The sequence below is a fragment of the Micromonospora sp. TSRI0369 genome (assembly GCF_001905625.1).
Taxonomy (GTDB): Bacteria; Actinomycetota; Actinomycetes; order Mycobacteriales; family Micromonosporaceae; genus Micromonospora; species Micromonospora echinospora_A.
Window position 1 is genome coordinate 610,249 of the sequence record NZ_LIVU01000001.1, and the last position, 22,183, is coordinate 632,431.

Here is a 22,183-nt window from a genome sequence, read left to right on the forward strand (position 1 = left end):
ATCGGGACCTGGGTGACACTCCGCGAGAGCGCCGAAGCGATCGGCGTGCGATCCGATCACGTCAAGTCGTCTCGGGCGCCGATCGGCGTCTGCGCTCTTCCCAACGGGCTTGTCGTCTGGCATAGGCACGCCGCGCATCTGGCAGGCTGACCGGCCGTTCGGCGTAGGCACGCCGGGCATCCGTCAGGCTCAGCGAGCCGTTGGGGCCGCCTCGCACCGTATCAGCGTCTTCGTCATCCTGCCCGTCGTCCTCCCAGCCGCAGGCGAAGCAAATCTCGAACTGACCTCGCCCTTCAAGCGTCGGGTGCCGACAGCAGGGACACGCGTACGGTTCGCCACCCGCTTCAGCCACTACAGATCGCTGGTTCAACGCCTCGACGTACTGCTCAAACCACCTGGTGCGGCGCGCGAGTTCTTCCGCGGACAGCCCCTCCTGCTCACCGGCATGCTCGTTCATCATCTGCACCTCTCGCTGTCGATCCAGTTCAAGCATCGAGCCCAATACAGAAAGGCCCCACCGCAGGGAGGTGGCGCCACCGCGTTGACAGAGACCCGCCATCGCCGGCAGTTGGCTGTCCGCCTCCGGTTGATGGTTGACACTGCGACCTCGGTTGATGCTTGACCCTGTGGCGATGTATCGCCAGCTCGGCGGTATTGGCGGGGTAATTCCGATGACGGCCTTTGGGCGGGCAGCAAGGATGTTGCATCGAGGGGGTGTGACCAAGGGATGGCGCTCATGGATGGCACGGACCAACGGCATCGACCCGTCGCCCTGGTGACCGGTGCCGGCCGCAGCGCCGGCATCGCCGCATCGGTGGTGCTGACGCTGGCTCGAACCGGCTGGGATGTCGGCTTCACCTACTGGACCCCGTACGACGAGCGGATGCCCTGGGGAGCCGATCCCGAGGCCATGACGCAGCTCAGCAGCCAAGCCGCCAAGCACGGGGCGAGAACCGCAGCAGTCGAGGCGGACCTCGCTGATCCTCACGCCACGGCCGGCATCTTCGAGGCCGTGGAGCGGAAGCTGGGCTCGGTCAGCGCGCTCGTCCTCGCCCACTGCGAGAGCGTCGACTCGGGCCTGCTCGACACCAGCATCGAAAGCTTCGACCGTCACTTCGCGGTCAACACCCGGGCAAGCTGGCTCCTGATTCGCGAGTACGCCCAACGATTCCAAGGGCCACACGGCACGGGACGCATCATCAGCCTGACCAGCGACGCTACCGTCGGCAACCTTCCCTACGGAGCCAGCAAAGGCGCACTCGATCGGATCACCCTGGCCGCCGCTCAAGAACTGGCCCACCTCGGCGTGACCGCCAACGCCATCGATCCGGGTCCGACCGATACCGGCTGGATGACCACAGAAATCAAGGACGCGGTCCTACGGACCACGCCGCTCGGTCGCCTCGGGCGCCCACAGGACTGCGCGAACCTCGTCGCGTTCCTGTGCTCACCCGACGGAGGCTGGATCAACGGCCAACTCTTACACAGCGACGGCGGCATCACCTGACCAAAGCCCACGTAGCTCCGGAGATCGCGCGGGAAGCGGCTTCGCGGTTGGAGGGGGCGCTGTGGTCAGGTGAGTAGGGTGGCTGCTCGCTTGGCTGCCCGGGCCTCACGACGATAGGCAAAAGGCCCAGGTCATGATCGGCGATCAAGCCGGTGACCTGGGCCTTTCTATGGAGCCGCCTGACGGAATCGAACCGTCGACCTACGCATTACGAGTGCGTCGCTCTAGCCGACTGAGCTAAGGCGGCAACGACCGCCAAGTGTACGGCACGACCGAGCCTGTGCCGAACCGGATCCCCCGCCTCCGAACCCGGACACCGGACCACATCCGCCCCGCCACGGGAGAGACTTCGCGCCGCGTCCCGACTACCCTGCGGCGGGTGACCGACGAACCGCCGCGGCCAGCGGCCCCCGAGGCGCATCCCGGCGAGCGCGCCACCCGCCGCCCCCGCAGCATGGACCCCCGCGAGCTGGGTTTCACGCCGCGCCGGCCGGTGCCCTGGCTCGCGCCGTTGCTGCTGATCAGCACCGGCCTGCGTACGCTGCTGGCGATGCTGTTCGGGGCGTACCTGGACAAGCGCGAGCTGCAGAACGCGTTCGGCGACGGCACGTTCCGGCAGGTCGGGCCGGACGGCGGGCTCTGGCTCGACTACGTGGCGGACCTGGGTGACGGCTTCGACGCCACGTACTCGGTGGCGTACCTGCTCGCCCAGCCGGAGCTGACGGTGGACGGGCACCGGCTTCCGCGGGCGCAGACGCTGGTGATGGGCGGCGACCAGGTCTACCCGGCGGCGGGCTACGAGGCGTACGAGGACCGCTGCAAGGGCCCGTACCAGGCGGCGCTGCCGGTCGCGCCGCCGGAGCAGCCGACGCTGTTCGCGGTGCCGGGCAACCACGACTGGTACGACGGGCTGACGGCGTTCCTGCGGCTGTTCGTGCGGACCCGGGACCGGCACTTCGGCGGCTGGGGCACCGGCCAGTCCCGCTCGTACTTCGCGGTCGAGCTGCCGGCCGGCTGGTGGCTGCTCGGCCTCGACGACCAGTCCGGGTCGTACCTGGACGACCCGCAGCTCACCTACTTCGACGAGGTGGCCCGCAAGCTCACCCCGGAGTCGAAGGTGATCCTGGCGGTGCCGGCGCCGACGTGGGTCAAGGCCGTCGACCACCCCAACGCGTACGACTCGATCGACTACTTCATCCGTACCCTCGTGGCGCCGACCGGCGCGCAGGTGCGGGTGCTGGTCTCCGGCGACCTGCACCACTACGCCCGTTACGCCGGGGCGGACCGGCAGCTCGTCACGTGCGGCGGTGGCGGCGCCTACCTCTACCCCACGCACCGGCTGCCGGAGAAGCTGGAGGTCCCGCCGCGTGACACGCTCACCCGGCGGGCCAGCAACACCCAGGAGTACGACCTGGCGGCGCGCTACCCGGACAAGGCGCGTTCCCGCCGGTACGGCTGGGGGATCTTCGCCCGGCTGCCGTTCCGCAATCCGGGCTTCACCACGCTGCTCGGCACCCTGCACACGCTGCTGATGCTGGCCATGGCCGGCGTGGCGGTGCAGCGGGTGGGCACCACCGAGCAGCGGCTGTTCAGCGTTCCGCTGGCGATCATGCTGGTGGTGGCGATGATGAGCGCGGTGTTCTTCGCCAAGCCGCCCACGGCGGGCGGGAAACGGCACGCCCGGCACTGGATCCTCGGGGTGGCGCACGGGCTGGCCCAGGTGGCGCTCGCCGCCGGGGGCACGTGGGTCTGGTTGCAGCTTCCGTTCTACGACTGGCCGTGGCCGATGCCGGCGGTCGCCGCGGTGGTGCTCTACGGCCCGGTGAGCGGCCTGGTCGCCAGCCAGCTTGTCGCGCTCTACCTGCTGGTGGCCGGCGCGTTCGGGGTCAACCTGAACGAGTTGTTCGCCGCCCAGGGCATCGAGGACTCGAAGGCGTTCCTGCGGTTCCGGATCGACCCGGACGGCACGCTGACGATCTATCCGATCGCTGTGGACAAGGTGTCCCACGGCTGGCAGCTCAACCCCGACCAGTCCCCGACGGCGCCGTGGCTGACCCCGAAGACCCCGCTGACCCCCCGCCTCGCCGAACCCCCGATCGTCATCCGCTGACCCCCGATCACCGCCGAAGGGGCGGGAGGGAAGGGGTCAGGGCTGGGGGTAGTGCTGGTCGTGGGCCTGCCGGGGGCCGCAGACCGACGCTCGGGAGCACATCGAGCGCGAGCCGTCGGCGTCCAGGCGTACCGTCACCGCGTCGCGCGGGACGCTGTGGCCGACCACCTTGCCCTCGCCCTGCGGCGTGGAGACCCGGCTGCCGACCGCGGGGGCCGACTCCTGGAACTTCTGGTACAGCGGGTGCTCGTACTTGAGGCAGCACATCAGCCGCCCGCACGCGCCGGAGATGCGCAGCGGGTTGAGCGGCAGGTCCTGGTCCTTCGCCATCCGGATGGTCACCGGCTCGAAGTCGTTGAGGAACGTGGCGCAGCACAGGTCACGCCCGCAGGAGCCGATGCCGCCCTGCACCCGTGCCGAGTCGCGGGCGGACAGCTGCCGCAGCTCGACCCGGCAGTGCAGGGTGGCGCCCAGGTCACGGACCAGGGAACGGAAGTCGACCCGGTGCGGCGCGGTGAAGTAGATGGTGGTGCGGTCGCTGCCGTTCTCCGGCGTGGCCAGGACGTGGTCGACGGCTACCACCTTCATCGGCAGGCCGTGTTCGCGGATCAGCCGCTTGGCGGCCACCTTCGCCTCGGCCTTGCGCCGGCGCAGCGTCTCGTCGCGGCGCAGGTCGTCGTCCTCGGCGAGCCCGGCGAGTTTCGGGAACCCGTCGGTGTCCTCGCTGACCCATTGGGCGGCCCAGACGCACTCGGCCACCTCGGGTCCCTCGTCGGTGGGCACCAGCACCCGGTCGCCCACCTGCGGGCGCAGCTCGCCCGGGTCGAGGTAGTAGAGGCGCCCGTACCGGTTGAAACTGACCGCGCAGAGCATGCCCATGCGCCCCACCCTACGCGGATCGACGCCCGCCGTACGGCGGGCGGTCGCCGTCCGGTCACCGACTGCGGCGATCGGGTCCGTCGATCCGGCCGAAGCGCCCCCTTCGCCTCGCCCGGACGGCTGAAACCTCGCCCGCTGCCGGGACAAGCGTGTGTCGACAGCGTTGAGTGAAGACATACCTGCGGGGGGTGCAGGGGAAGTCCACGGCGTCGCCGCCGTTGCCCGGCCACGGCCGGTCCGGCGCGCGGCGCCGTGGACCGTCAGTAGCCGATTCGGGTGGTGCCGCCGTAGTGCGGCGCGACCGCCGGCCGATCCCGCCAGACCGTCTCGGCGAGACTCGGCCCCCACTGACGCAGCAGCGTCTCGGCGCCGTCGTAGGCGACTCCGAGCACGCCGAGGATCCGGGTGGCGATCTCGGCCGCGGCCGACGCCCCGGCCGGTCCGGGATGGACACCAGGACGGGTCGCCGCGTGCACGGCGACCGCCTCGGCCGAGCCCAGCACCTCGGCCAGCGCGCGGGCCAGCGCGACCCGGCTGCCCTCCACCCAGCCGGCCAGCGCGTCCGCGTAGCTCGCCGTCGACTCCAGCCGCCCGACCAGGCTCTCCGGCCCCTCGTCCAGATGCCGGAGCAGTGTCGCGCGCGCCTCGTCGTACGCCGACGCGGCAGCACCCGACCAGGCGATCGCGTCGCCGAGCAGGGCGCAGGTGTCGTCGTACCCCCGGACGAGCCGGCGCACGGCGTGGCCGGCGCCGGTCAGCGGCGCGGGGTGCAGGTCGAGGAACTCGCGCACTGCCGCGCCGGGAAGCACCTGCATGCGGCGCAGCAGCGGCCAGAGGCGGTGCCCCTCGGGCGCGCCGGCGGCGAGCAGCGTGTCGACGCGGGCGAGCAGGTCGAGCCCCGGCTCGGCGAGACGGTCGAGCGCGTCCATCAGGCCTCCCGGGCCAGCCGCCGGGCCACGCCGTCGTCGGCGGCGGCGTAGCGGTCGGCGGCGCTGCGCAGCGCGGCCGCGGCGGCTGCGAGCCGGACGGCGGCGGCCTGCGCCTCGCGTGCCCGGTCGGCGGTGGCGGCTGTCCACTGCCGGTGCAGCGCGCGGCCCACGTCGCCGGGGCGGCCGGCGGCGTGCGCGCCGAACGCGGGGTGCGGCGGGTCGGTGGCGGTGACCGTGCGGGCCAGCGTGGCGAGGGTCGCGCCAGCCTCGTCGAGGCGGGCGGCCAGGGCGCGCAGCGTCTCCATGTCAGGCTCCCGCCAGCGGCCGGTAGGCCGCGAACGTCTCGTTGTGCAGCTTCTCCCGCGCCCACTGCGCCGCGTCGGCGGCGGCGGTGACCGCCGCCTGCACCGAGCCGGCCACGTCACGTGGGCTGCGGTGGTGCAGCGGCCCGAGGAAGCGCACGTCGGTGATCCGCCCACCGGCTGTCACCACCACCTCGACGAGGCCGTCGGGCGAGCGGACGGTGACCTCGACAGTGGCCACCGCCTGGTCGAACTCGGCCTGCAGGTTCTCGATGCGGCGGTAGCGCCGCACCGCCTCCTCGATCCAGGCCTCGTCGATCTCGCCCCGCGGCATCGGCGGACTCCTCCCGGCCGGTCGGCCCCAACATCACTGAGCGTGCCGCCTCGATCACCGCGGCATCACCGGGGACCGTACCGCACGCCAATCGCGCGTGTCGATGCCCTGTGGACAGCGTGGAACGGGAGTGGGTCAGCCGCGCCAGAGGGCGAGCATCATCGCCTCCACCGCGATCCGCGGCTTGACGTTCGCCTCGATCGCCGCCCGGCACTCCAGCACCGCCTCCAGGCGGCGCAGCGAGCCCTCGGCGTCCCACTTCTGCGCGCCCGCGCCGGCCAGCGCCGCGGTGTCGGTGTGCACCGGGGCGACCGGCGCCCGCAGCGCCATGGTGAGCGCGTCCCGGTAGAAACCGGCCAGGTCGACAAGCGCCCGGTCGAGCGCGTCCCGCTGGGCGCGGGTGGCCCGCGACTTCTGCCGCTTCTCCAGGTCCTTGAGCTGGCCGGCGGCGCCGCGCATGGCGCCGGCCGCGCCCCGGCCGGTGCCGCCCGCGCCGAGCGCGGTCTGCAACGCCGACCGTTCCGCCTCGTCGATCTCGACGACCGAGGCGGCGGCCTCCGCCTCGGCGGCCTCGATCAGCGCCGAGGCGGCGTCGAACGCCGCGCCCACGCCGGTCAGCCGGCGCGGCACGGCCAGCACCGCGTCGCGCCGCTGCCGGGCCTCCGGGTCGCGGGCCAGCCGCCGGGCCCGGCCCACGTGCCCCTGCGCGGCCGCCGCGGCCCACTCGGCCACGTCCGGCGCGACGCCGTCGCGACGGACCAGCACCTCGGCCACCGCGGCCGGTGGCGGCTGGCGCAACGGTACGACGCGGCAGCGCGACCGGATGGTCACGGAGATGTCGTCGGGGTGGGTGGACGGGGCGCAGAGCAGGAAGACGGTACGCGGCGGCGGCTCCTCGATCGCCTTGAGCAGCGCGTTGCCGGCGGCCTCGGTGAGCCGGTCGGCGTCCTCGATGATGACGACCTGCCACCGGCCGCCGGACGGGGTGCTCGCCGCGCGGAGCACGAGCGCGCGCATCTCGCCGACGCCGATGGAGAGCCCGTCGGGCACGACGAGCCGCACGTCGGCGTGCGTGCCGGTGAGCGTGGTGTGGCAGCCCGGGCAGCTGCCGCATCCGGTGCCGTGCACACACTGGAGCGCGGCGGCGAACGCGCGGGCGGCCACCGACCGGCCGGATCCGGGCGGCCCGGTGAAGATCCAGGCGTGGGTCATCCCGGCGCCGGGATCGGCTTCGGCGGCGGGCGCCGGACCCGGGTCGGTGTCCGTGCCGTCGAGCTCCTCGGCGAGCGCGTCGAGGTCGTCGTACCCGCCTGCCGGCGCGCCGGCCGCGACGGGCACGGCGGCGCGCAGCAGCGCGGCGGCCGAGGCGGCGGCCCGCCGCAGCGTGTCCACCGCCTCGTCCTGCCCGACCAGATCGCCGAAGACGTCTGTCATCTTCGGGGTTGCTCCATCGTCACCAGCTCCGCGTCGGATAACTCCGGCTGGACCGAGGTGTCCGGGCCCTGCGCCGGACGCGGGTGCACGATCCCGCCCGGGTCGGCGAGGAGCTCACCCACCCGGCGCGCCACCGCCTCGGCGATCTCGTCCACCGGCCGGGACGCGTCGAGCACCAGATAACGCTTCGGGTCACCGGCGGCCAGGTCGAGGAAGGCGTACCGGACCCGCTCGTGGAACGTCAGCGACTCGGCCTCCAGCCGGTCGGCCCCCTCGTTGCGCGTCTCGACCCGGCTCAGGCCGGTACGCGGCTCGACGTCGAGCAGCACCACCAGGTCGGGCTTGAGCCCGCCGGTGGCCCAGGACGAGAGCCAGGAGACCTCGTCGACCGGCAGCGTCCGGCCGGCGCCCTGATAGGCGAGTGACGAGTCGACGTACCGGTCACTGATCACCACCGCGCCGCGCACGAGCGCCGGGCGGACGACAGTCGCGACGTGGTGCGCCCGGTCGGCGGCGTAGAGCAGCGCCTCGGCGCGCGGCGACGGCGCCTCGTCCTTGCCGGTGTCCAGCACCAGCGAGCGGATCCGCTCACCGACCGGGGTGGCGCCCGGCTCGCGGGTGACCACCACGTCCCGCCCCTGCGCGCGCAGGCGCTCGGCGAGCACGGCGAGCTGGGTGGACTTGCCGGCGCCCTCGCCGCCCTCGAAGACCACGAACAGGCCGCTGGAGACGAACGGCTCGGCCGGCATCAGCGGGCGGCCCCGGATCGAGCCCCACAGGTCGGCGAGGACCGGTACGCCCTTCTTGTCGTCCATCTGGCCGAACGCGCTGATCCCGGCGATGATGCCGGCCGCACCGGCGGCGAGCAGCAGCAGCCGGGTGGAGGAGATGGAGATGCCCAGGTCGGCGATGGTGAGCTGGCGGGAGCCGCCGACGCCGACCAGGAGGCTGCTGAGCGCGATGGCCAGGATCAGCACCAGCCGGGTGCCGATCTGCACCACCGCGAAGACGCGGCCGCGTACCTCGTCGGCGACCTCGCCGCCGAGCAGCGTGGTGCCGGCCAGGAACGCCATGCCGGCGCCGGCGCCGACCAGGATCGCGCCGAGGATGGCCATCGACAGGTGGATGGCGAAGGCGAGCACCAGCACCGAGGCGCTGGCGAGCACGATGCTCATACCGAACCAGCGGCGGCGGGACATGTCCCGCACGATCATCGGCCCGAGGCCGATGCCGAGCGCCAGGCCGACGAAGATCGCGCCGAAGAGCAGCGAGAACGCGGCGTCACCGGCGCCGAGCGAGTTGGCGAAGAACTTGCCCGTGCCGACCACGATGCCGCCGCCGGCGAACGCGCCGAAGATGCCCAGCACCAGGCCACGGACGAGCGGGGTCTGGCCGATGTATTTCCAGCCCTCGGAGAACTGCCGGAACATGCTCTGCTCGGTGCGCTCCGCCTCGGCGCGCTGGGCCTGGCTGATCTCCTTGATCCCGAACGCCACCACGAGCGCGGTGGCCAGCCGGGAGAAGGCGTTGAACCAGAGCGCGAGCTGGGCCGGCTCGGCCCAGTTCGGCAGGTTGCCGCCGACCGCGCTGGGCAGGCCGCGGGTCAGCACGGCCAGGGCGACGGCCGCGGCCACCGGCGTGAGGCCGTACGTGGTGATCAGCGTAAGCTGGTTCGCCGCCTCCAGCCGGGTACGCGGGATGAGGTTCGGAACCGCCGCTTCCTTGGCCGGGATCCACAGCAGGGTGATCGACTCGATCAGGAACGTGGCGATCAGTGCCCAGCCGACCACCAGCCCGCCGGCGGCGCCGGTGAGCGCGTACAGCGGGATCGAGGCGAACAGCACGAAGCGCAGCACGTCGCAGATGACCATCGTCCACCGGCGGTCGAACCGGTCGGCGAAGACGCCCGCCACCGGGCCGAGCACCAGCGCCGGGAGCAGCCGGATCGCTGTCACACCGCCGAACGCGGCGCCCTGGGCGGTGCTGCCGGAGACCTGGGACGCGGCGAACAGCGCGGTGGCGAGCAGGCCGAGCCAGTCGCCGAAGGAGGCGGCGCTGAGTACGATCCACAGCCTGCGGAACGGCCGGATGCGCAGCACCGAGCGGATGGCGGCGAGGCCGGAGTGGTCGGCGGCTGTCCCGGGCGACGACACGCCGGGCGACTCGCCGTTGTTCTGGCTTTCGATGGCCGTACCTCCACGTGCCGGCCCAGGTCTGGGCATCCCCGGTGGAACACTCTAGTCGCGTGGGAGGAGTGGTCCTGCGCGACATTCACCTGCTCGCTGAGCCTAGGCCGCCGGGACCACCGCCCGCAGCCCGGACAGACGCGAGGGTATTTCGCATTCTCGCCCAGACAGTTAGCGTGCAGACGTGGCCATCGACCGTGACAAACTTCGCGAGCGTCTCGACCGGGCGACCGCTCACCTCGACCCGCCGTACGCGGTGGTCGACCTCTCCGCGTTCGACGCCAACGCCGGCGCGCTGACCGGCCGGGCCGACGGCAAGCCGCTGCGCGTGGCGAGCAAGTCGGTACGGGTCCGCGAGCTGCTGACCCGCGTGCTCGGACGCCCCGGCTGGCAGGGCGTGATGGCCTTCACCCTGCCCGAGGCGGTGTGGCTCGCCCGCTCCGGCGTCAGCGATGACGTGCTGGTGGCGTACCCGACGGCGCACCGGGCCGGCCTCGCCGAACTGGCCGCCGACCCGGCGCTCGCCGACACGGTGACGCTGATGGTCGACGACGCCGCCCAACTCGACCTGATCGACCAGGTCTGCCCGCCCGAGCGCCGCCCCGCGCTGCGGGTCTGCCTCGACCTGGACGCCTCCTGGCGGCCGCTGCGGGGTCGGGTGCACGTCGGTGTGCGCCGCTCCCCGGTGCACAGCGCCACGGCCGCCGGCGCGCTCGCCGCCGCCGTCGCCGGGCGGCCGGGCTTCCGGCTGGTCGGCCTGATGTCGTACGAGGCGCAGATCGCCGGCCTGGGCGACGCGCCGCCCGGGCAGGCGGTGCTCGGCTCGGCGATCCGGGTCGCGCAGCGCGGGTCGTACCGGGAACTGCTGGCCCGCCGCTCGTCGGCGGTCGCCGCGGTACGCGAGCACGCCGACCTGAAGTTCGTCAACGGCGGCGGCACCGGCAGCGTGGCCGCCACCAGCGCCGACCCCGCCGTCACCGAGGTCACCGCGGGCTCCGGCCTGTACGGGCCGACACTGTTCGACGCGTACCGTGCCTGGCGGCCGACCCCGGCGGCGTTCTTCGCCTGCGCGGTGGTCCGCCGCCCGGCGCCCGGGCTGGCGACGGTGCTCGGCGGCGGCTGGATCGCCTCCGGCCAGGCGGCGAGCAGCCGGCTGCCCCGGCCCTGGCTGCCGGACGGCCTGAAGCTGCTCGGCGCGGAGGGCGCCGGTGAGGTGCAGACGCCGCTCGCCGGGGACGCCGCGGACGACCTGCGGGTCGGTGACCGGGTGTGGTTCCGCCACGCCAAGGCCGGCGAGATGTGCGAGCACGTCAACGAGGTGCACCTGGTCGACGGGGACGCGGTGGTCGCGACGGTGCCCACCTACCGGGGCGAGGGCCACGCCTTCCTCTGACGCACCCGCGGCGTGACGACGGCGGGCCCCGGCGCACCCGGGAACCCGCCGCTCGGCGTGCCGCTCAGCCCTGGGACACGGCCTCGGCCGGGGCGTTGACCTGCCGGTGCAGGTACTCCCGGATGAGGGCCTTCGCCTCGACCAGCACCCGCTCGTCGCCGTCGGTGCGGCGGCGGAAGGCCAGCTTGATCAGGGCGTCGGCCGCCTCGACCGCGACCTCCAGGTGGAACCGCAGGTCGGGCACCCCGGCCAGGCCGAAACGCTCGGTGAGCACGCGGGCGAGCTGCTCCGCGATGACCCCGTTGTTGTCGCGCTGGTCGTCCAGCAGGTGCAGGTCGACCACGTCGCCGAAGTGCAGGGTACGGAAACCGGGGACGGTGCGGTGCATCGAGATGTACTCGTCGATCGCCGCGTCGACGCCGTCCCACCAGTGCGTCAGATCGTCCGAGGCGAACCGCTCGTCGAGCCGCTGGAGGTAGGACTCCATGGTCCGCAGCGTCAGCGCCTGCACGATGGCCCGCTTGTCCGGAAAGAACTGGTACACCGACCCGATCGCCACCTCGGCGCGCTCGGCGAGCAGGGTCGTGGTCAGCCCTTCGTACCCCACCTCGTCGACGAGCTCGGCGCAGGCGTCCAGCATCCGCTGGACCCGCGCGACACTTCGACCCTGCACCGGTACCCGACGCAGCGGCCCGGTCGTGGCGGCTGGTGTGGACACTCGGCGCCACCCCCCTTCGACGGATGAACATATCTGCACGTCACGAGTCTGTGACTACCGGTACAACGAGCCGGGCTCGATTGCGGTATTTACCAGGCACAACGTTCCTGATATGAATTCAGTTCATATTCATGTCGAGGAGTGGCCGCGATGACCGGTACCACCGCCACCTGGTCCAACTGGGCCGGCAACCAGCACAGCACCGCGCTCCTCACCGTGCGCCCGCGTAGCGTCTCCGACGTCGTCGAGGCGGTCCGCCAGGCCGCCGCGGCCGGCCGGACCGTCCGGGCCACCGGCAGCGGCCACTCCTTCACCGCCACGGCTGTGGCCGACGGGCACCGCATCGACCTCGCCGAACTGGAGACAGACGTCAGCGTCGATGTGGCGCGCCGCCTGGTCACCGTACCGGCTGGGATGACGTTGCACACGCTCAACGAACTGCTCGCCGGGCACGGCCTGGCGATGCCAAACCTCGGCGACATCGACGCCCAGACCATCGCCGGCGCGCTCTCCACCGGCACCCACGGCACCGGGGCGAAACTCGGCTGCCTGTCCACCTTCGTGGCCGGACTGACGCTCGTCACCGGCACCGGCGAGGTGCTGCGCTGCTCGGCCGAGGAGAACCGCGACGTCTTCGACGCCGCCCGGGTCGGGCTCGGCGCGGTCGGCGTGCTTGTCGAGGTCACGCTGCGCTGCGTCGACGCCTTCGTGCTGCGCGCGCACGAACGCCCCGCCCCGCTCGCCGAGGTGCTCGACGACCTGCCCGCCCTGTACGAAGCGCACGACCACGCCGAGTTCTACTGGTTCCCGTACACCGACCGGGTGCAGGTCAAGACCAACGACCGGGTACCCGCCGACGACCGGCCCCTGCCCGGCTGGCGCGGCTGGCTCGACGACGAGTTCCTCTCCAACACCGTCTTCGCCGGCGCCTGCCGCCTCGGCCGCGCCGTGCCCGCCCTCGCGCCCACGATCAGCGCCGTCTCCGCCCGCGCGCTCACCGAACGCACCTACACCGGCCGCTCCGACCGCGTGTTCTGCACACCGCGCCGGGTCCGCTTCGTGGAGATGGAGTACGGGCTGCCGCGCGAGGCGCTGCCCACCGCGCTGGCCGAGCTGCGCCAGATCGTGGACCGGCTGCCCTTCAAGGTGCTGTTCCCGGTCGAGGTGCGGTTCACCGCCGCCGACGACATCTGGCTGTCCCACTCGTACGGGCGGGACTCGGCGTACATCGCGGTGCACCAGTACGTGGGCATGCCGTACGAGCCCTATTTCCGGGCGTTCGAGCAGGTGGCGACCGAGCTGGGCGGCCGACCGCACTGGGGCAAGCTGCACTGGCGCGACGCGGAGTCCCTGGCGACGGCCTACCCGAGGTTCGCCGACTTCCAGTCCGTCCGCTCCCGCCTGGACCCCTCAAACATCTTCCAGAACCCCTACCTGAGTCAGGTGCTCGGCTCCTGAACGGCTAGTCCTCAGCCTCGCCAGCCGGCCGCCCGCAGGGCGTCGCGAAGCTGGGCGATCACCGCTTCGGGGTCAGTGCGCAGGACCCAGGCGGGGAACCGGAGGACACGATCACCCTCCACCCAGAGATCGTTCTGCCGGCGCATGTCCGCCCATGCGTGCGCCGGATCCAGATGCTGTCCGCCGTCCACCTCGACGTGCACCCGCCACTGCTCGAAGTACGCGTCGAGATAGCGTCGGCGGCCGGCAGCGTCACGGCGGACCAGCTGGCGCGTCGGCTCGGGCAGGCCGGCGCGGCGCACGAGACCGAGTAGGTCCAGCTCGCCCAGCGAGTGCGCACCTCCGGCCGCATCGGTGGCGGTGGACACGATCAGATGTCGTCGGCGGATCCGGGGCATCCGCTCCACCACCTCGTGCAGGTCGGCACCACCCACCAGCCGCTGCTGGAATGCCGCCGCGACGATCGCGCGGGCCTGTGTGTCGGAGGGCGCCCACTGCGCGGCGTCGACGATCGACCGGGCTGCCGTAGTCCGGGGCGGCGCCGCCACCGGCACCACGTCGGAGCCGGGCAGGTGGGTCGTCCGGTGTGCCAGCACGCCGGCCGGCAGCGGCGACCGACGGGTCGTGGCGGGCAGGAGCAGGTGGACCACCCGGTCCGGGAACCCCCGCAGCCCGCCCGCCTGAGCCGCCGTCATGCCGCCCAGGAGCGCGGTGGGGCCGGCGGCCAGTACCGCGATCCAGCGGAGCTGAGCGGGACCGACCGGACCGTTGTGCGCGACGAGAACCGCCCGATGCGCCTGTCGCCATCGGCCGGTCGTCACCCGGTGACGGATCGCCTTACGCGTGAGGTGCGCCCGCGCCTGCTGAAGGCTGAGCACGTCCTCCTGCCGGAAGAGCAACCAGGTCAACTCGTCCGCGTCATCCGACGGCAGAGCCCGCCGCATCCCCGCCCAGGAGTTCGCCACCTACCCAAGGTGCCCCCCGATGCGGCTCCTTCGCCGCCCCTGTGGACAACCACCAGATCTTGGAAGAAAACGGCCCTCATAGGGGCCCTTTCCTTCCAAGATCTCGGGAGGGGTCACTCCTTGGGGGAGGTCGCCTTCTTGGGAGCGGCCTTCTTCGCGGGGGCCTTCTTGGCCGTCGTTGTCTTCTTCGCGGCTGTTGTCTTCTTGGCCGGGGCGGCCTTCTTCGCGGCCTTCTTCTTGGGGGCCGGGCCCTTCGCGCGCTTCTCGGCGAGCATCTCCGACGCCTGCTCCAGCGTCAGCTCCTCCGGCGTCTGCCCGCGCCGCAGCGACGCGTTGAACTCGCCGTCCGTGACGTACGGCCCGAAGCGCCCGTCCTTGATCACCAGCGGCTTCTCGGTGAGCGGATCGTTGCCCATCTCCCGCAGCGGCGGCGCGGCGGCCCGGCGCTGGCGCGTCTTCGGGGCGGCCAGCAACGCCAGCGCCTCGTCGAGCGTGACGGTGAACATCTTGTCTTCCGAGTCCAGCGAACGGAAGTCGTCACCGCGCTTGACGTACGGGCCGTAGCGGCCGTTGTTGGCGACGACCTCGGCGCCGTCCGGGGCCACGCCGATCAGCCGGGGCAGACGCAGCAGCTGCAACGCCTGCTCCAGCGTGAGGCTGTCCGGCGACTGCGAGCGCAGCAGCGACGACTTGCGCTCGCCGCTTGCCACGTACGGGCCGAACCGGCCGGACTTGAGCAGGATCGGCTCGCCGGTTGACGGGTCGTCACCGAGCTTGCGCTCACCGCCGCCGCCGAGGAACAGCTCGTGCACCTTCTCCGGGGTCAGCTCGTCCGGTGCCAGGCCCTCCGGGATCGGCGCGCGGTCGCCCTGCGAGCCGCCCTCCTCGCCCTCACCCGTGGCCGCCGGCGTCTGCTGCTCGCCTGGGAGCGCCCGCTGGAGGTACGGCCCGTACCGGCCGACCCGGACGACGACCTCGCGACCCTCGTCGTCGGTGAACAGCGGGATGGAGTTGACGCTGCGCGCGTCGATCTCGCTGAGGTCCTCGGTGACCAGCTTCTTCAGGCCACCGGCGTGCGCGATGGCCTGGTCGCCGGTGCCGTTGGTGCTGCCGAAGTAGAAGGAGGTGAGGAAGTCGACGGCGGCGTGGTCACCACCGGCGATCTCGTCCAGCTCGTTCTCCATGCTGGCGGTGAAGTCGTAGTCGATCAGGCGCGGGTAGTGCCGCTCCATCAGCCCGATCACCGCGAACGCCAGGAACGTGGGGATCATGGCCTGGCCGCGCTTGGTCACGTACCCGCGGTCCTGGATCGTCTGCATGATCGAGGCGTACGTGGAGGGTCGGCCGATGCCCAGCTCCTCCAGGGCCTTCACCAGCGACGCCTCGGTGTAGCGCGACGGCGGCTGGGTGTGGTGGCCCTGCGCGGCCAGCTCGTCGGCGGTCAGCGGCTGATCCTTGACCAGCGTGGGCAGCCGCCGCTCGGCGTCCTCCGCCTCGGCGTTCTCGTCGTCGCTGGACTCGACGTACGCGCGCAGGAAGCCCGGGTCGGTGATGGTCTTGCCGGTCGCCCCGAAGTCGGCCTCCTCCTGGGCGGAGGAGACGGCACGGATGCGCACCGACACGCTGGAGCCGACCGCGTCGGTCATCTGCGAGGCGATGGTGCGCCGCCAGATCAGCTCGTAGAGCTTGTACTCCTCGGCGGACAGCTCCTTGGCCACCTCGCCCGGGGTGCGGAAGTTGTCGCCCGCCGGGCGGATCGCCTCGTGCGCCTCCTGCGCGTTCTTCACCTTGCCGGTGTAGCGACGCGGCTCCGGCGGCACGCTGCGCTCGCCGTACAGCTCGACGATCTGCCGGCGGGCGGCCGCGATGGCCGTCTCGGACAGGTTCACCGAGTCGGTACGCATGTAGGTGATGTAGCCGTTCTCGTACAGGCGCTGCGCGGTGCGCATCGTCTGCTGCGACGAGAACCGCATCTTGCGGGCCGCCTCCTGCTGGAGCGTGGAGGTGATGAACGGCGCGTACGGGCGGCGGCGGTAGGGCTTCTCCTCGACCCGGGTGACTGTGAACGGCCGGTCGGCCAGGCGGGCCGCCAGCCCACGGGCGCCGCCCTCGTCCAGGTGCACCACGCCCGCGCCGGGCCGCACCTTGCCGGTGGTCGGCTCGAAGTCCTTGCCGGTGGCGATCCGGTCGCCGTTCAGCGCGACGAGCGTGGCGTTGAACGTACGCGGGCCCTCCCCCGGCTTCGCCACCGCGAGCGTGGCCAGGATGTCCCAGTACTCGGCGGTCCGGAACGCCATCCGCTGGCGCTCCCGCTCGACCACGATCCGGGTCGCCACGGACTGCACCCGGCCCGCCGACAGCTTCGGCATGACCTTCTTCCACAGCACCGGCGAGACCTCGTACCCGTAGAGCCGGTCGAGGATGCGCCGCGCCTCCTGGGCGTCGACCAGGTCGCGGTCGATCTCCCGGGGGTTGGCCACCGCGGCCTGGATGGCCGGCTTGGTGATCTCGTGGAAGACCATCCGCTTGACCGGCACCTTGGGCTTGAGCGTCTCCACCAGGTGCCAGGCGATGGCCTCGCCCTCGCGGTCCTCATCCGTCGCCAGGAAGATCTCGTCGACCTCCTTGGCCAGCTTCACCAGCTTGCTGATCTGCTGCTTACGGTCGGCCGAGACCACGTAGAGCGCGTGGAAGCCGTTGTCGACGTCGACGCCGAGCCGCGCCCACGGCTCACCCTTGTACTTCGCGGGGACGTCGGCGGCGTTGCGGGGCAGGTCCCGGACGTGGCCGAAGCTGGCCTCCACGACGTACCCCGGGCCGAGGTAGCCCGAGATCGTCTTGGCCTTCGCCGGAGACTCGACGATGACCAGACGGGTGGTTCCAGCGTTGCTCGGCACGTCTCTCCCCGACCTCACTCCTACGCCATGCCCGCTTCGGGCCGTGTTGCGCCACCCGGACCACGGGCGGTCCGGATGTCCAACGTAACGCGCCGTCCGCGTTCCGGGTTTCGTGGGCGGCAAACGGGCCGCTCTCCCGGCGACCGCCGGCCGCACCCTGCCGGACGGCGTCACGGTACACCGTGGGTAGGGCGACAGGCGTGTCACTGTGACGATCGCGTACACCCGGCGGAGTCGTCTCCGGGTGTCCGGGTTCGGACACCGGACGGTCAGCCGTGCGAGCCCGGCCACTCCGTCGCCGGCGCCGTGGCCGGCCGTTCCCCCACCAACTCGGCGAGCCGCGACATGCGCCGCCCGCCGATCCGGAACGCTGGCCCACCCTCGTCCGGCTCCACGAACGCGGCCGGCAGGCCGACCGCCGCCAGCGCGGCGCGGACCACCGGCCAGCACGGCTCGTCGGCCGCGCCGAGCAGCAGCCGGAACCCGGCCGGCTCGGCCGTGCCGGCCGCCGCCGCCCAGAGCCGCAGCCGCCGCCCGTCCAGGTGGAAGCGGGCCGGTGGCCGCTTCACCGCCCCGCGCAGCCAGGCCCGCGCGAGCGGCGCCAGCATGCTCGTGTACGCGGTACGCACCCGGTGCCGCCCGTCCTCGGTCGGCTCCCAGCTCGCCGGCACGCCCCGGGCACCCAGCTCCGCCACCAGCACGTGCACCCGCCAGGCGGCGTCCACCACCACGGAGATCCGGGCCGTTCCGCCCATCCGCCCCACCTCACCCGGCCCGGCGAGCAGGCCGGCGAGATCCGCCAGCGCGGGATCGGCCGCCTCGGTGGAGAACAGCGAGGGCTGGCGGGCCGGTTTCGGGGTGGGAGGGGTCAGCGACACTCCGGGACCTCGTCGAAGGCCTCTTTCAGCTCTGTCGAGTTGAGCTTGCTGGTGTCCAGCGCGCTCGCGTCGTACTCCTTGTTGAGCGTGTCCACGGCGGCGCGCACGCCGTCGTAGAACGGACCGGCCTGGGCGGTGTCGAGCCGGTCGACGGTGTCCCGGGCCCGGCCGTACGCGTCGCGCATCTTGCTGAGCGACCCCAGGAACCCGGCGGACACCTCGGCGCCGCGCTCGGCCTCGGGCACGCCCGCCTCCTCGACCTTGCGCCGGGCCGTCTCGCTGGCCTGCTCGGCGCCGGCGAAGAGCCGGACCAGGTTCTCCTTGGCCTGCGGCGGAGTCGTCTGCGCGGTCATCTGCTGCTGGGTGCTGCTGGTCAGCTTGGAGATCTCCGCGCGCCACGGGGTCAACGCCTGGCACACCGACGCGGCCCAGACCCGGGGGCTGGGACCGCCGCCGCACCCGGCGACGACGAGGACCAGCGTGGCCAGGACCACCGTGAGCTTTCCGGCGGTTGCCGCCCGGCGCGTACGCATGCGTTGCAGCGTACGACCTCCAGGCGGAACCGCCACCGCTCAGGTTTGGCGGGCACGGGGTTCCCGGCCGGCCGGGCCGGCCGGGAACCGTCGCGTGGAGATCAGGCGTTGACCGTCTCCGGGCGCTGGTCCGGCTTGCCGGCGTCGCTGTCCGAGTCGGTCATCGCCACGCCCTTGCGCTTGCTGAACACCACCGCCGCCGCGATGATCAGCGCGGCGACCACGGCGATCGTGATGCGCAGCGCCGGGTTCTTGTCGTCGCCCACGCTCCAGGCCACCACGGCCGGGGCGATCAGCAGCGAGACCAGGTTCATCACCTTGAGCAGCGGGTTGATCGCCGGGCCGGCGGTGTCCTTGAACGGGTCGCCGACAGTGTCGCCGATGACGGTGGCCGCGTGCGCGTCGGAGCCCTTGCCGCCGTACGCGCCGTCCTCCACCAGCTTCTTGGCGTTGTCCCAGGCACCACCGGAGTTGGCCAGGAACACCGCCATCAGCGTGCCCGCGCCGATCGCGCCCGCCAGGTACGCCGCCAGCGCGCCCGGGCCGAGGCCGAAGCCGACAGCGATCGGGGCCAGGATGGCCAGCAGGCCGGGGGTCATCAGCTCGCGCTGCGCGTCCCGGGTGCAGATGTCCACGACCTTGCCGTACTCGGGCCGCTGGGTGCGGTCCATGATGCCCGGCATCTCGCGGAACTGCCGGCGTACCTCCATCACCACGGCCCCGGCGGAGCGGGAGACCGCGTTGATGGCCAGGCCGGAGAAGAGGAAGACCACCGCGGCGCCGATGATCAGGCCGACCAGGTTGCGCGGGTTGGACACGTTGAGCGAGTTCAGGATCTCGTTTCCGACGTCGCGCACGCCCGCGTCCTCGTAGGCGGAGCGCAGCGTGTCGGTGTACGAGCCGAACAGCGCGGTCGCGGCCAGCACCGCCGTGGCGATCGCGATGCCCTTGGTGATCGCCTTGGTGGTGTTGCCGACGGCGTCCAGCTCGGTGAGCGTCCGCGCGCCGTGCTCGTCGATGTCGCCGGACATCTCGGCCACGCCCTGCGCGTTGTCCGAGATCGGGCCGAACGTGTCCATCGCGACGATGACGCCGACGGTGGTGAGCAGGCCGGTACCGGCCAGCGCGACGGCGAACAGCGACAGCGTGATCGAGCTGCCGCCGAGCAGGAACGCGCCGAACACGCCGGCGGCGATCAGCAGCGCCGAGTAGACGGCCGACTCCAGGCCGACGCTGATGCCGGCGAGGATGACGGTGGCGGCGCCGGTCTGTGAGCTCTTGCCGATGTCCTGCACCGGGCGCCGGTTGGTCTCGGTGAAGTAGCCGGTGAGCGCCTGGATCGCGGCGGCCAGCACGATACCGATCACGACCGCGCCGATGGCCACCAGCCGCGGGTTGCGGTCGACGTCGGTCAGCCCGCCCTCCAGCTCGGCGAAGGTGGCCGGCAGGTACGCGAACGCCGCGATCGCGACGAGCACCGCGGCGAGGAGCGCGGAGAGGTAGAACGCCCGGTTGATGGCGGTCAGGCCGTTTCGGTCGCTGGCGCGCAGCCGGGTGATGAAGACGCCGACGATCGCGACGAGCACGCCGATGGTGGAGATGATCAGCGGGAAGACAAGGCCGGTCTCACCGAACGCGGCCCGGCCGAGGATCAGCGCCGCGACGAGCGTGACCGCGTACGACTCGAACAGGTCGGCGGCCATGCCGGCGCAGTCGCCGACGTTGTCGCCCACGTTGTCGGCGATGGTGGCGGCGTTGCGCGGGTCGTCCTCCGGGATGCCCTGCTCGACCTTGCCGACCAGGTCGGCGCCGACGTCGGCGGCCTTGGTGAAGATGCCGCCGCCCACCCGCATGAACATGGCGAGCAGCGCGGCGCCGAAGCCGAAGCCCTCCAGCACGGTCGGGGCGTCGCCCCGGAACATCAGCACGACGAGCGCCGCACCGAACAGGCCGAGGCCGACGGTGAGGAAGCCGACCACGCCGCCGGTGCGGAAGGCGATCTTCATGGCGCCCTCGCGCCCGCCTTCGCGCTCCCGCGCGGCCGCTGCCACCCGCAGGTTGGCGCGGGTGGCCAGCCACATGCCGGCGCCGCCGATGAACGCGCTGAACAGCGCACCCACCACGAAGAACGCCGAGCGGCCGACCTTCACCAGCGTTTCGTTGCCGTCGGTGTCGTGCACCGGCAGCAGGAACAGCAACACGACGGCGATCGCCACGAAGATCGCCAGCGTGCGGAACTGCCGCAGCAGGTACGCCGAGGCGCCCTCCTGCACCGCCCCGGAGATCTCCTGCATCTTGGGGGTTCCCGTACCGGCCGCCAGGACCGCCCTGGTGAGGGCGGCCGCGAAGACGAGCGCCACCAGCGCGATGACCGCGGCGATGACGACGTACGTCACGTTGGCTCCGGTAAGGGACAGTGCGCCGCCGTCGGCGGCCAAGGTCCCGGACATCTATGTCCTCCTGTACCGAACAACTCGCGCCGGCCGGTGGAGACGCACGGGCCGACGCCTGGATGCGGACTCGCAAGCGCGCGCCAACCCACCCCGGCGGACCAGCGATCTACTCCCGTTCCCGCTGGCTGCGGGACCGGATCACTTGCTGACAACCCGGGTACTGTAGCCCTCTGGCGTGGCGAGGGTCACAGGCAGGGGGCACCGTGTCTCGATGATCTTCGTAACTGTGTTATGCGAAGAAATCTGATATATGGCCCGGTCAACACGACGAGGCCGCGCTCCCCTCGCGGGGAACGCGGCCTGCGTGAGCGGAAAGGGTCAGGCGCGTCCGGCGGGCCAGGCCATCCGGACCTCGGTGCCGACGCCCTCGTCGACCGGGCGGACCTGGAGGTCCTCCACGAAACCGGCGAGCAGCGCGAAGCCCACCCCGGTGGTGAGCGCATCCTCGCTCAGCGACTCCTTGGCCAGCTCGTCCGGCCCGAGCGCGGCCAGGCCGAGGCCCGCCTCGATCGGGGCCCGGTCGACCACCCGGACCGTGTAGCCACCGGTGTCGGACATCTCCACGTACACCGGGTCGGCCAGGCCGTACTGCCGGTGCAGCGCGACCGCCCGCGTGCACGCCTCACCGATGGCCAGGCGCACCTCGTCCAGCAGGTCCTCGCGTACGCCGGCCCGCCGCGCCACCGCGACGCCGACCAGGCGTGCGGTGCGCACGTGCACCGGGGCCGGAGAGAAGGAGAGCTTGACGGTGGCCATCACGCGCCGGTGGAGTCGGCGGCGATGGCCGCGTCGACCGTCGGGTGCAGCGGGAAGACCTGGTCCAGGGCGGTGATCCGGAAGATCTTGAGCAGCGGCTCCTTGTCGCAGACCAGGGCGAACGAGCCACCGGCCGAGCGCAGCCGCTTGAGCGCGCCCACGAGCACGCCCAGTCCGGTCGAATCGAGGAAGTCCACCCGGCCCAGGTCGACCACCACGTGGCGGGCCCCGCCGTCGATCAGCTCAAGAAGCCGTTCCCGCAGGCGGGGGGCGGTGTAGACATCCACCTCACCACCGACCTCGAGCACCGTGTGCTCCCCCACGGCGCGGGTCGCCAGCGACAGCTCCATCGGCCCCTCCTCGGTAAACTCTCCTGGGCATCTAACCATCCCCCGTGCAGCCCGATCGGATCACCGGCCACGCCCCTCCCTTACCCCCACCCCGCGGTTCC

19 protein-coding genes and 1 tRNA gene are annotated in these 22,183 nt (G+C 72.3%); 4 read left to right on the forward strand and 16 right to left on the reverse strand.

Annotation, left to right across the window (positions count from 1 at the left end):
* Nucleotides 1-61: 61 nt before the first annotated feature.
* Nucleotides 62-493, reverse strand: a complete 432-nt coding sequence (locus tag AMK25_RS03020) for a CPCC family cysteine-rich protein (RefSeq protein WP_241826223.1) — start codon at nt 491-493, stop codon at nt 62-64.
* Between the two features lie 243 nt (nt 494-736).
* Here AMK25_RS03020 and AMK25_RS03025 point away from each other — a divergent pair, with 243 nt between their 5' ends.
* Nucleotides 737-1,507 carry an SDR family oxidoreductase gene (locus tag AMK25_RS03025; RefSeq protein WP_241826224.1) on the forward strand — a complete coding sequence of 257 codons (771 nt, stop codon included), beginning with the start codon at nt 737-739 and terminating at the stop codon, nt 1,505-1,507.
* A 170-nt stretch (nt 1,508-1,677) separates the two neighbouring features.
* Here the strand turns inward: AMK25_RS03025 and AMK25_RS03030 are convergent.
* Nucleotides 1,678-1,754: transfer RNA gene (locus tag AMK25_RS03030), tRNA-Thr, on the reverse strand.
* Nucleotides 1,755-1,886: 132 nt separating this feature from the next.
* On the opposite strand from AMK25_RS03030, the gene AMK25_RS03035 reads away from it, so the two are divergent.
* Entirely contained in the window at nt 1,887-3,617 is a 1,731-nt protein-coding gene (locus AMK25_RS03035; RefSeq protein ID WP_073826186.1) for a metallophosphoesterase family protein, read from the forward strand.
* A 36-nt stretch (nt 3,618-3,653) separates the two neighbouring features.
* Here AMK25_RS03035 and AMK25_RS03040 read toward each other — a convergent pair whose 3' ends face one another.
* The 6 genes from AMK25_RS03040 to tmk form a co-directional block, all read right to left on the reverse strand.
* Entirely contained in the window at nt 3,654-4,496 is an 843-nt protein-coding gene (locus AMK25_RS03040) for a PSP1 domain-containing protein (protein WP_073826189.1), read from the reverse strand.
* A 260-nt stretch (nt 4,497-4,756) separates the two neighbouring features.
* Entirely contained in the window at nt 4,757-5,425 is a 669-nt protein-coding gene (locus AMK25_RS03045) for a hypothetical protein (protein ID WP_073826192.1), read from the reverse strand.
* Nucleotides 5,425-5,730, reverse strand: coding sequence for a hypothetical protein (locus AMK25_RS03050; protein ID WP_073826196.1), 306 nt, complete (start codon nt 5,728-5,730; stop codon nt 5,425-5,427). Before AMK25_RS03050 ends, AMK25_RS03045 begins: the two co-directional genes overlap by 1 nt.
* A gap of 1 nt (nt 5,731) precedes the next feature.
* Nucleotides 5,732-6,061: a YbaB/EbfC family nucleoid-associated protein gene (locus AMK25_RS03055; protein WP_013473591.1), complete on the reverse strand. Its 330-nt coding sequence runs from the start codon at nt 6,059-6,061 to the stop codon at nt 5,732-5,734.
* A gap of 135 nt (nt 6,062-6,196) precedes the next feature.
* Nucleotides 6,197-7,495: a DNA polymerase III subunit delta' gene (locus tag AMK25_RS03060; protein WP_073826199.1), complete on the reverse strand. Its 1,299-nt coding sequence runs from the start codon at nt 7,493-7,495 to the stop codon at nt 6,197-6,199.
* A complete protein-coding gene (tmk, locus tag AMK25_RS03065) occupies nt 7,492-9,717 on the reverse strand; it encodes a dTMP kinase (RefSeq protein WP_241826225.1) in 2,226 nt (741 codons plus the stop codon). Before tmk ends, AMK25_RS03060 begins: the two co-directional genes overlap by 4 nt.
* Before the next feature lie 148 nt (nt 9,718-9,865).
* Here tmk and AMK25_RS03070 point away from each other — a divergent pair, with 148 nt between their 5' ends.
* Complete coding sequence (locus AMK25_RS03070; protein ID WP_073826203.1) at nt 9,866-11,074, forward strand: amino acid deaminase/aldolase; 1,209 nt, start codon at nt 9,866-9,868, stop codon at nt 11,072-11,074.
* Between the two features lie 64 nt (nt 11,075-11,138).
* Here the strand turns inward: AMK25_RS03070 and AMK25_RS03075 are convergent, their stop codons facing one another.
* Entirely contained in the window at nt 11,139-11,714 is a 576-nt protein-coding gene (locus AMK25_RS03075; protein ID WP_073826205.1) for a TetR family transcriptional regulator, read from the reverse strand.
* A gap of 219 nt (nt 11,715-11,933) precedes the next feature.
* On the opposite strand from AMK25_RS03075, the gene AMK25_RS03080 reads away from it, so the two are divergent.
* The gene (locus tag AMK25_RS03080) at nt 11,934-13,250 is read left to right on the forward strand and encodes a D-arabinono-1,4-lactone oxidase (RefSeq protein WP_073826209.1); all 1,317 of its coding nucleotides are present in this window, start codon (nt 11,934-11,936) and stop codon (nt 13,248-13,250) included.
* Between the two features lie 11 nt (nt 13,251-13,261).
* Here the strand turns inward: AMK25_RS03080 and AMK25_RS03085 are convergent, their stop codons facing one another.
* The 7 genes from AMK25_RS03085 to AMK25_RS03115 form a co-directional block, all read right to left on the reverse strand.
* Nucleotides 13,262-14,215: an endonuclease domain-containing protein gene (locus AMK25_RS03085; protein WP_241826226.1), complete on the reverse strand. Its 954-nt coding sequence runs from the start codon at nt 14,213-14,215 to the stop codon at nt 13,262-13,264.
* Nucleotides 14,216-14,328: 113 nt separating this feature from the next.
* Nucleotides 14,329-17,112, reverse strand: a complete 2,784-nt coding sequence (topA, locus tag AMK25_RS03090) for a type I DNA topoisomerase (RefSeq protein WP_073826212.1) — start codon at nt 17,110-17,112, stop codon at nt 14,329-14,331.
* Nucleotides 17,113-17,381: 269 nt separating this feature from the next.
* On the reverse strand, nt 17,382-17,990 hold the full coding sequence (locus AMK25_RS03095; protein WP_073826216.1) for a hypothetical protein: 609 nt from the start codon (nt 17,988-17,990) through the stop codon (nt 17,382-17,384).
* Nucleotides 17,981-18,523 (reverse strand): hypothetical protein, encoded by a 543-nt coding sequence (locus tag AMK25_RS03100; RefSeq protein ID WP_073826220.1) that lies wholly within the window; start codon nt 18,521-18,523, stop codon nt 17,981-17,983. Before AMK25_RS03100 ends, AMK25_RS03095 begins: the two co-directional genes overlap by 10 nt.
* Nucleotides 18,524-18,624: 101 nt before the next feature.
* The gene (locus AMK25_RS03105; RefSeq protein ID WP_073826224.1) at nt 18,625-20,973 is read right to left on the reverse strand and encodes a sodium-translocating pyrophosphatase; all 2,349 of its coding nucleotides are present in this window, start codon (nt 20,971-20,973) and stop codon (nt 18,625-18,627) included.
* A 321-nt stretch (nt 20,974-21,294) separates the two neighbouring features.
* Nucleotides 21,295-21,732 (reverse strand): ATP-binding protein, encoded by a 438-nt coding sequence (locus tag AMK25_RS03110; protein ID WP_073826228.1) that lies wholly within the window; start codon nt 21,730-21,732, stop codon nt 21,295-21,297.
* Nucleotides 21,732-22,082, reverse strand: coding sequence for an STAS domain-containing protein (locus tag AMK25_RS03115; protein ID WP_013283649.1), 351 nt, complete (start codon nt 22,080-22,082; stop codon nt 21,732-21,734). The genes AMK25_RS03110 and AMK25_RS03115 overlap by 1 nt, the downstream gene beginning before the upstream one ends.
* Nucleotides 22,083-22,183: the final 101 nt, after the last annotated feature.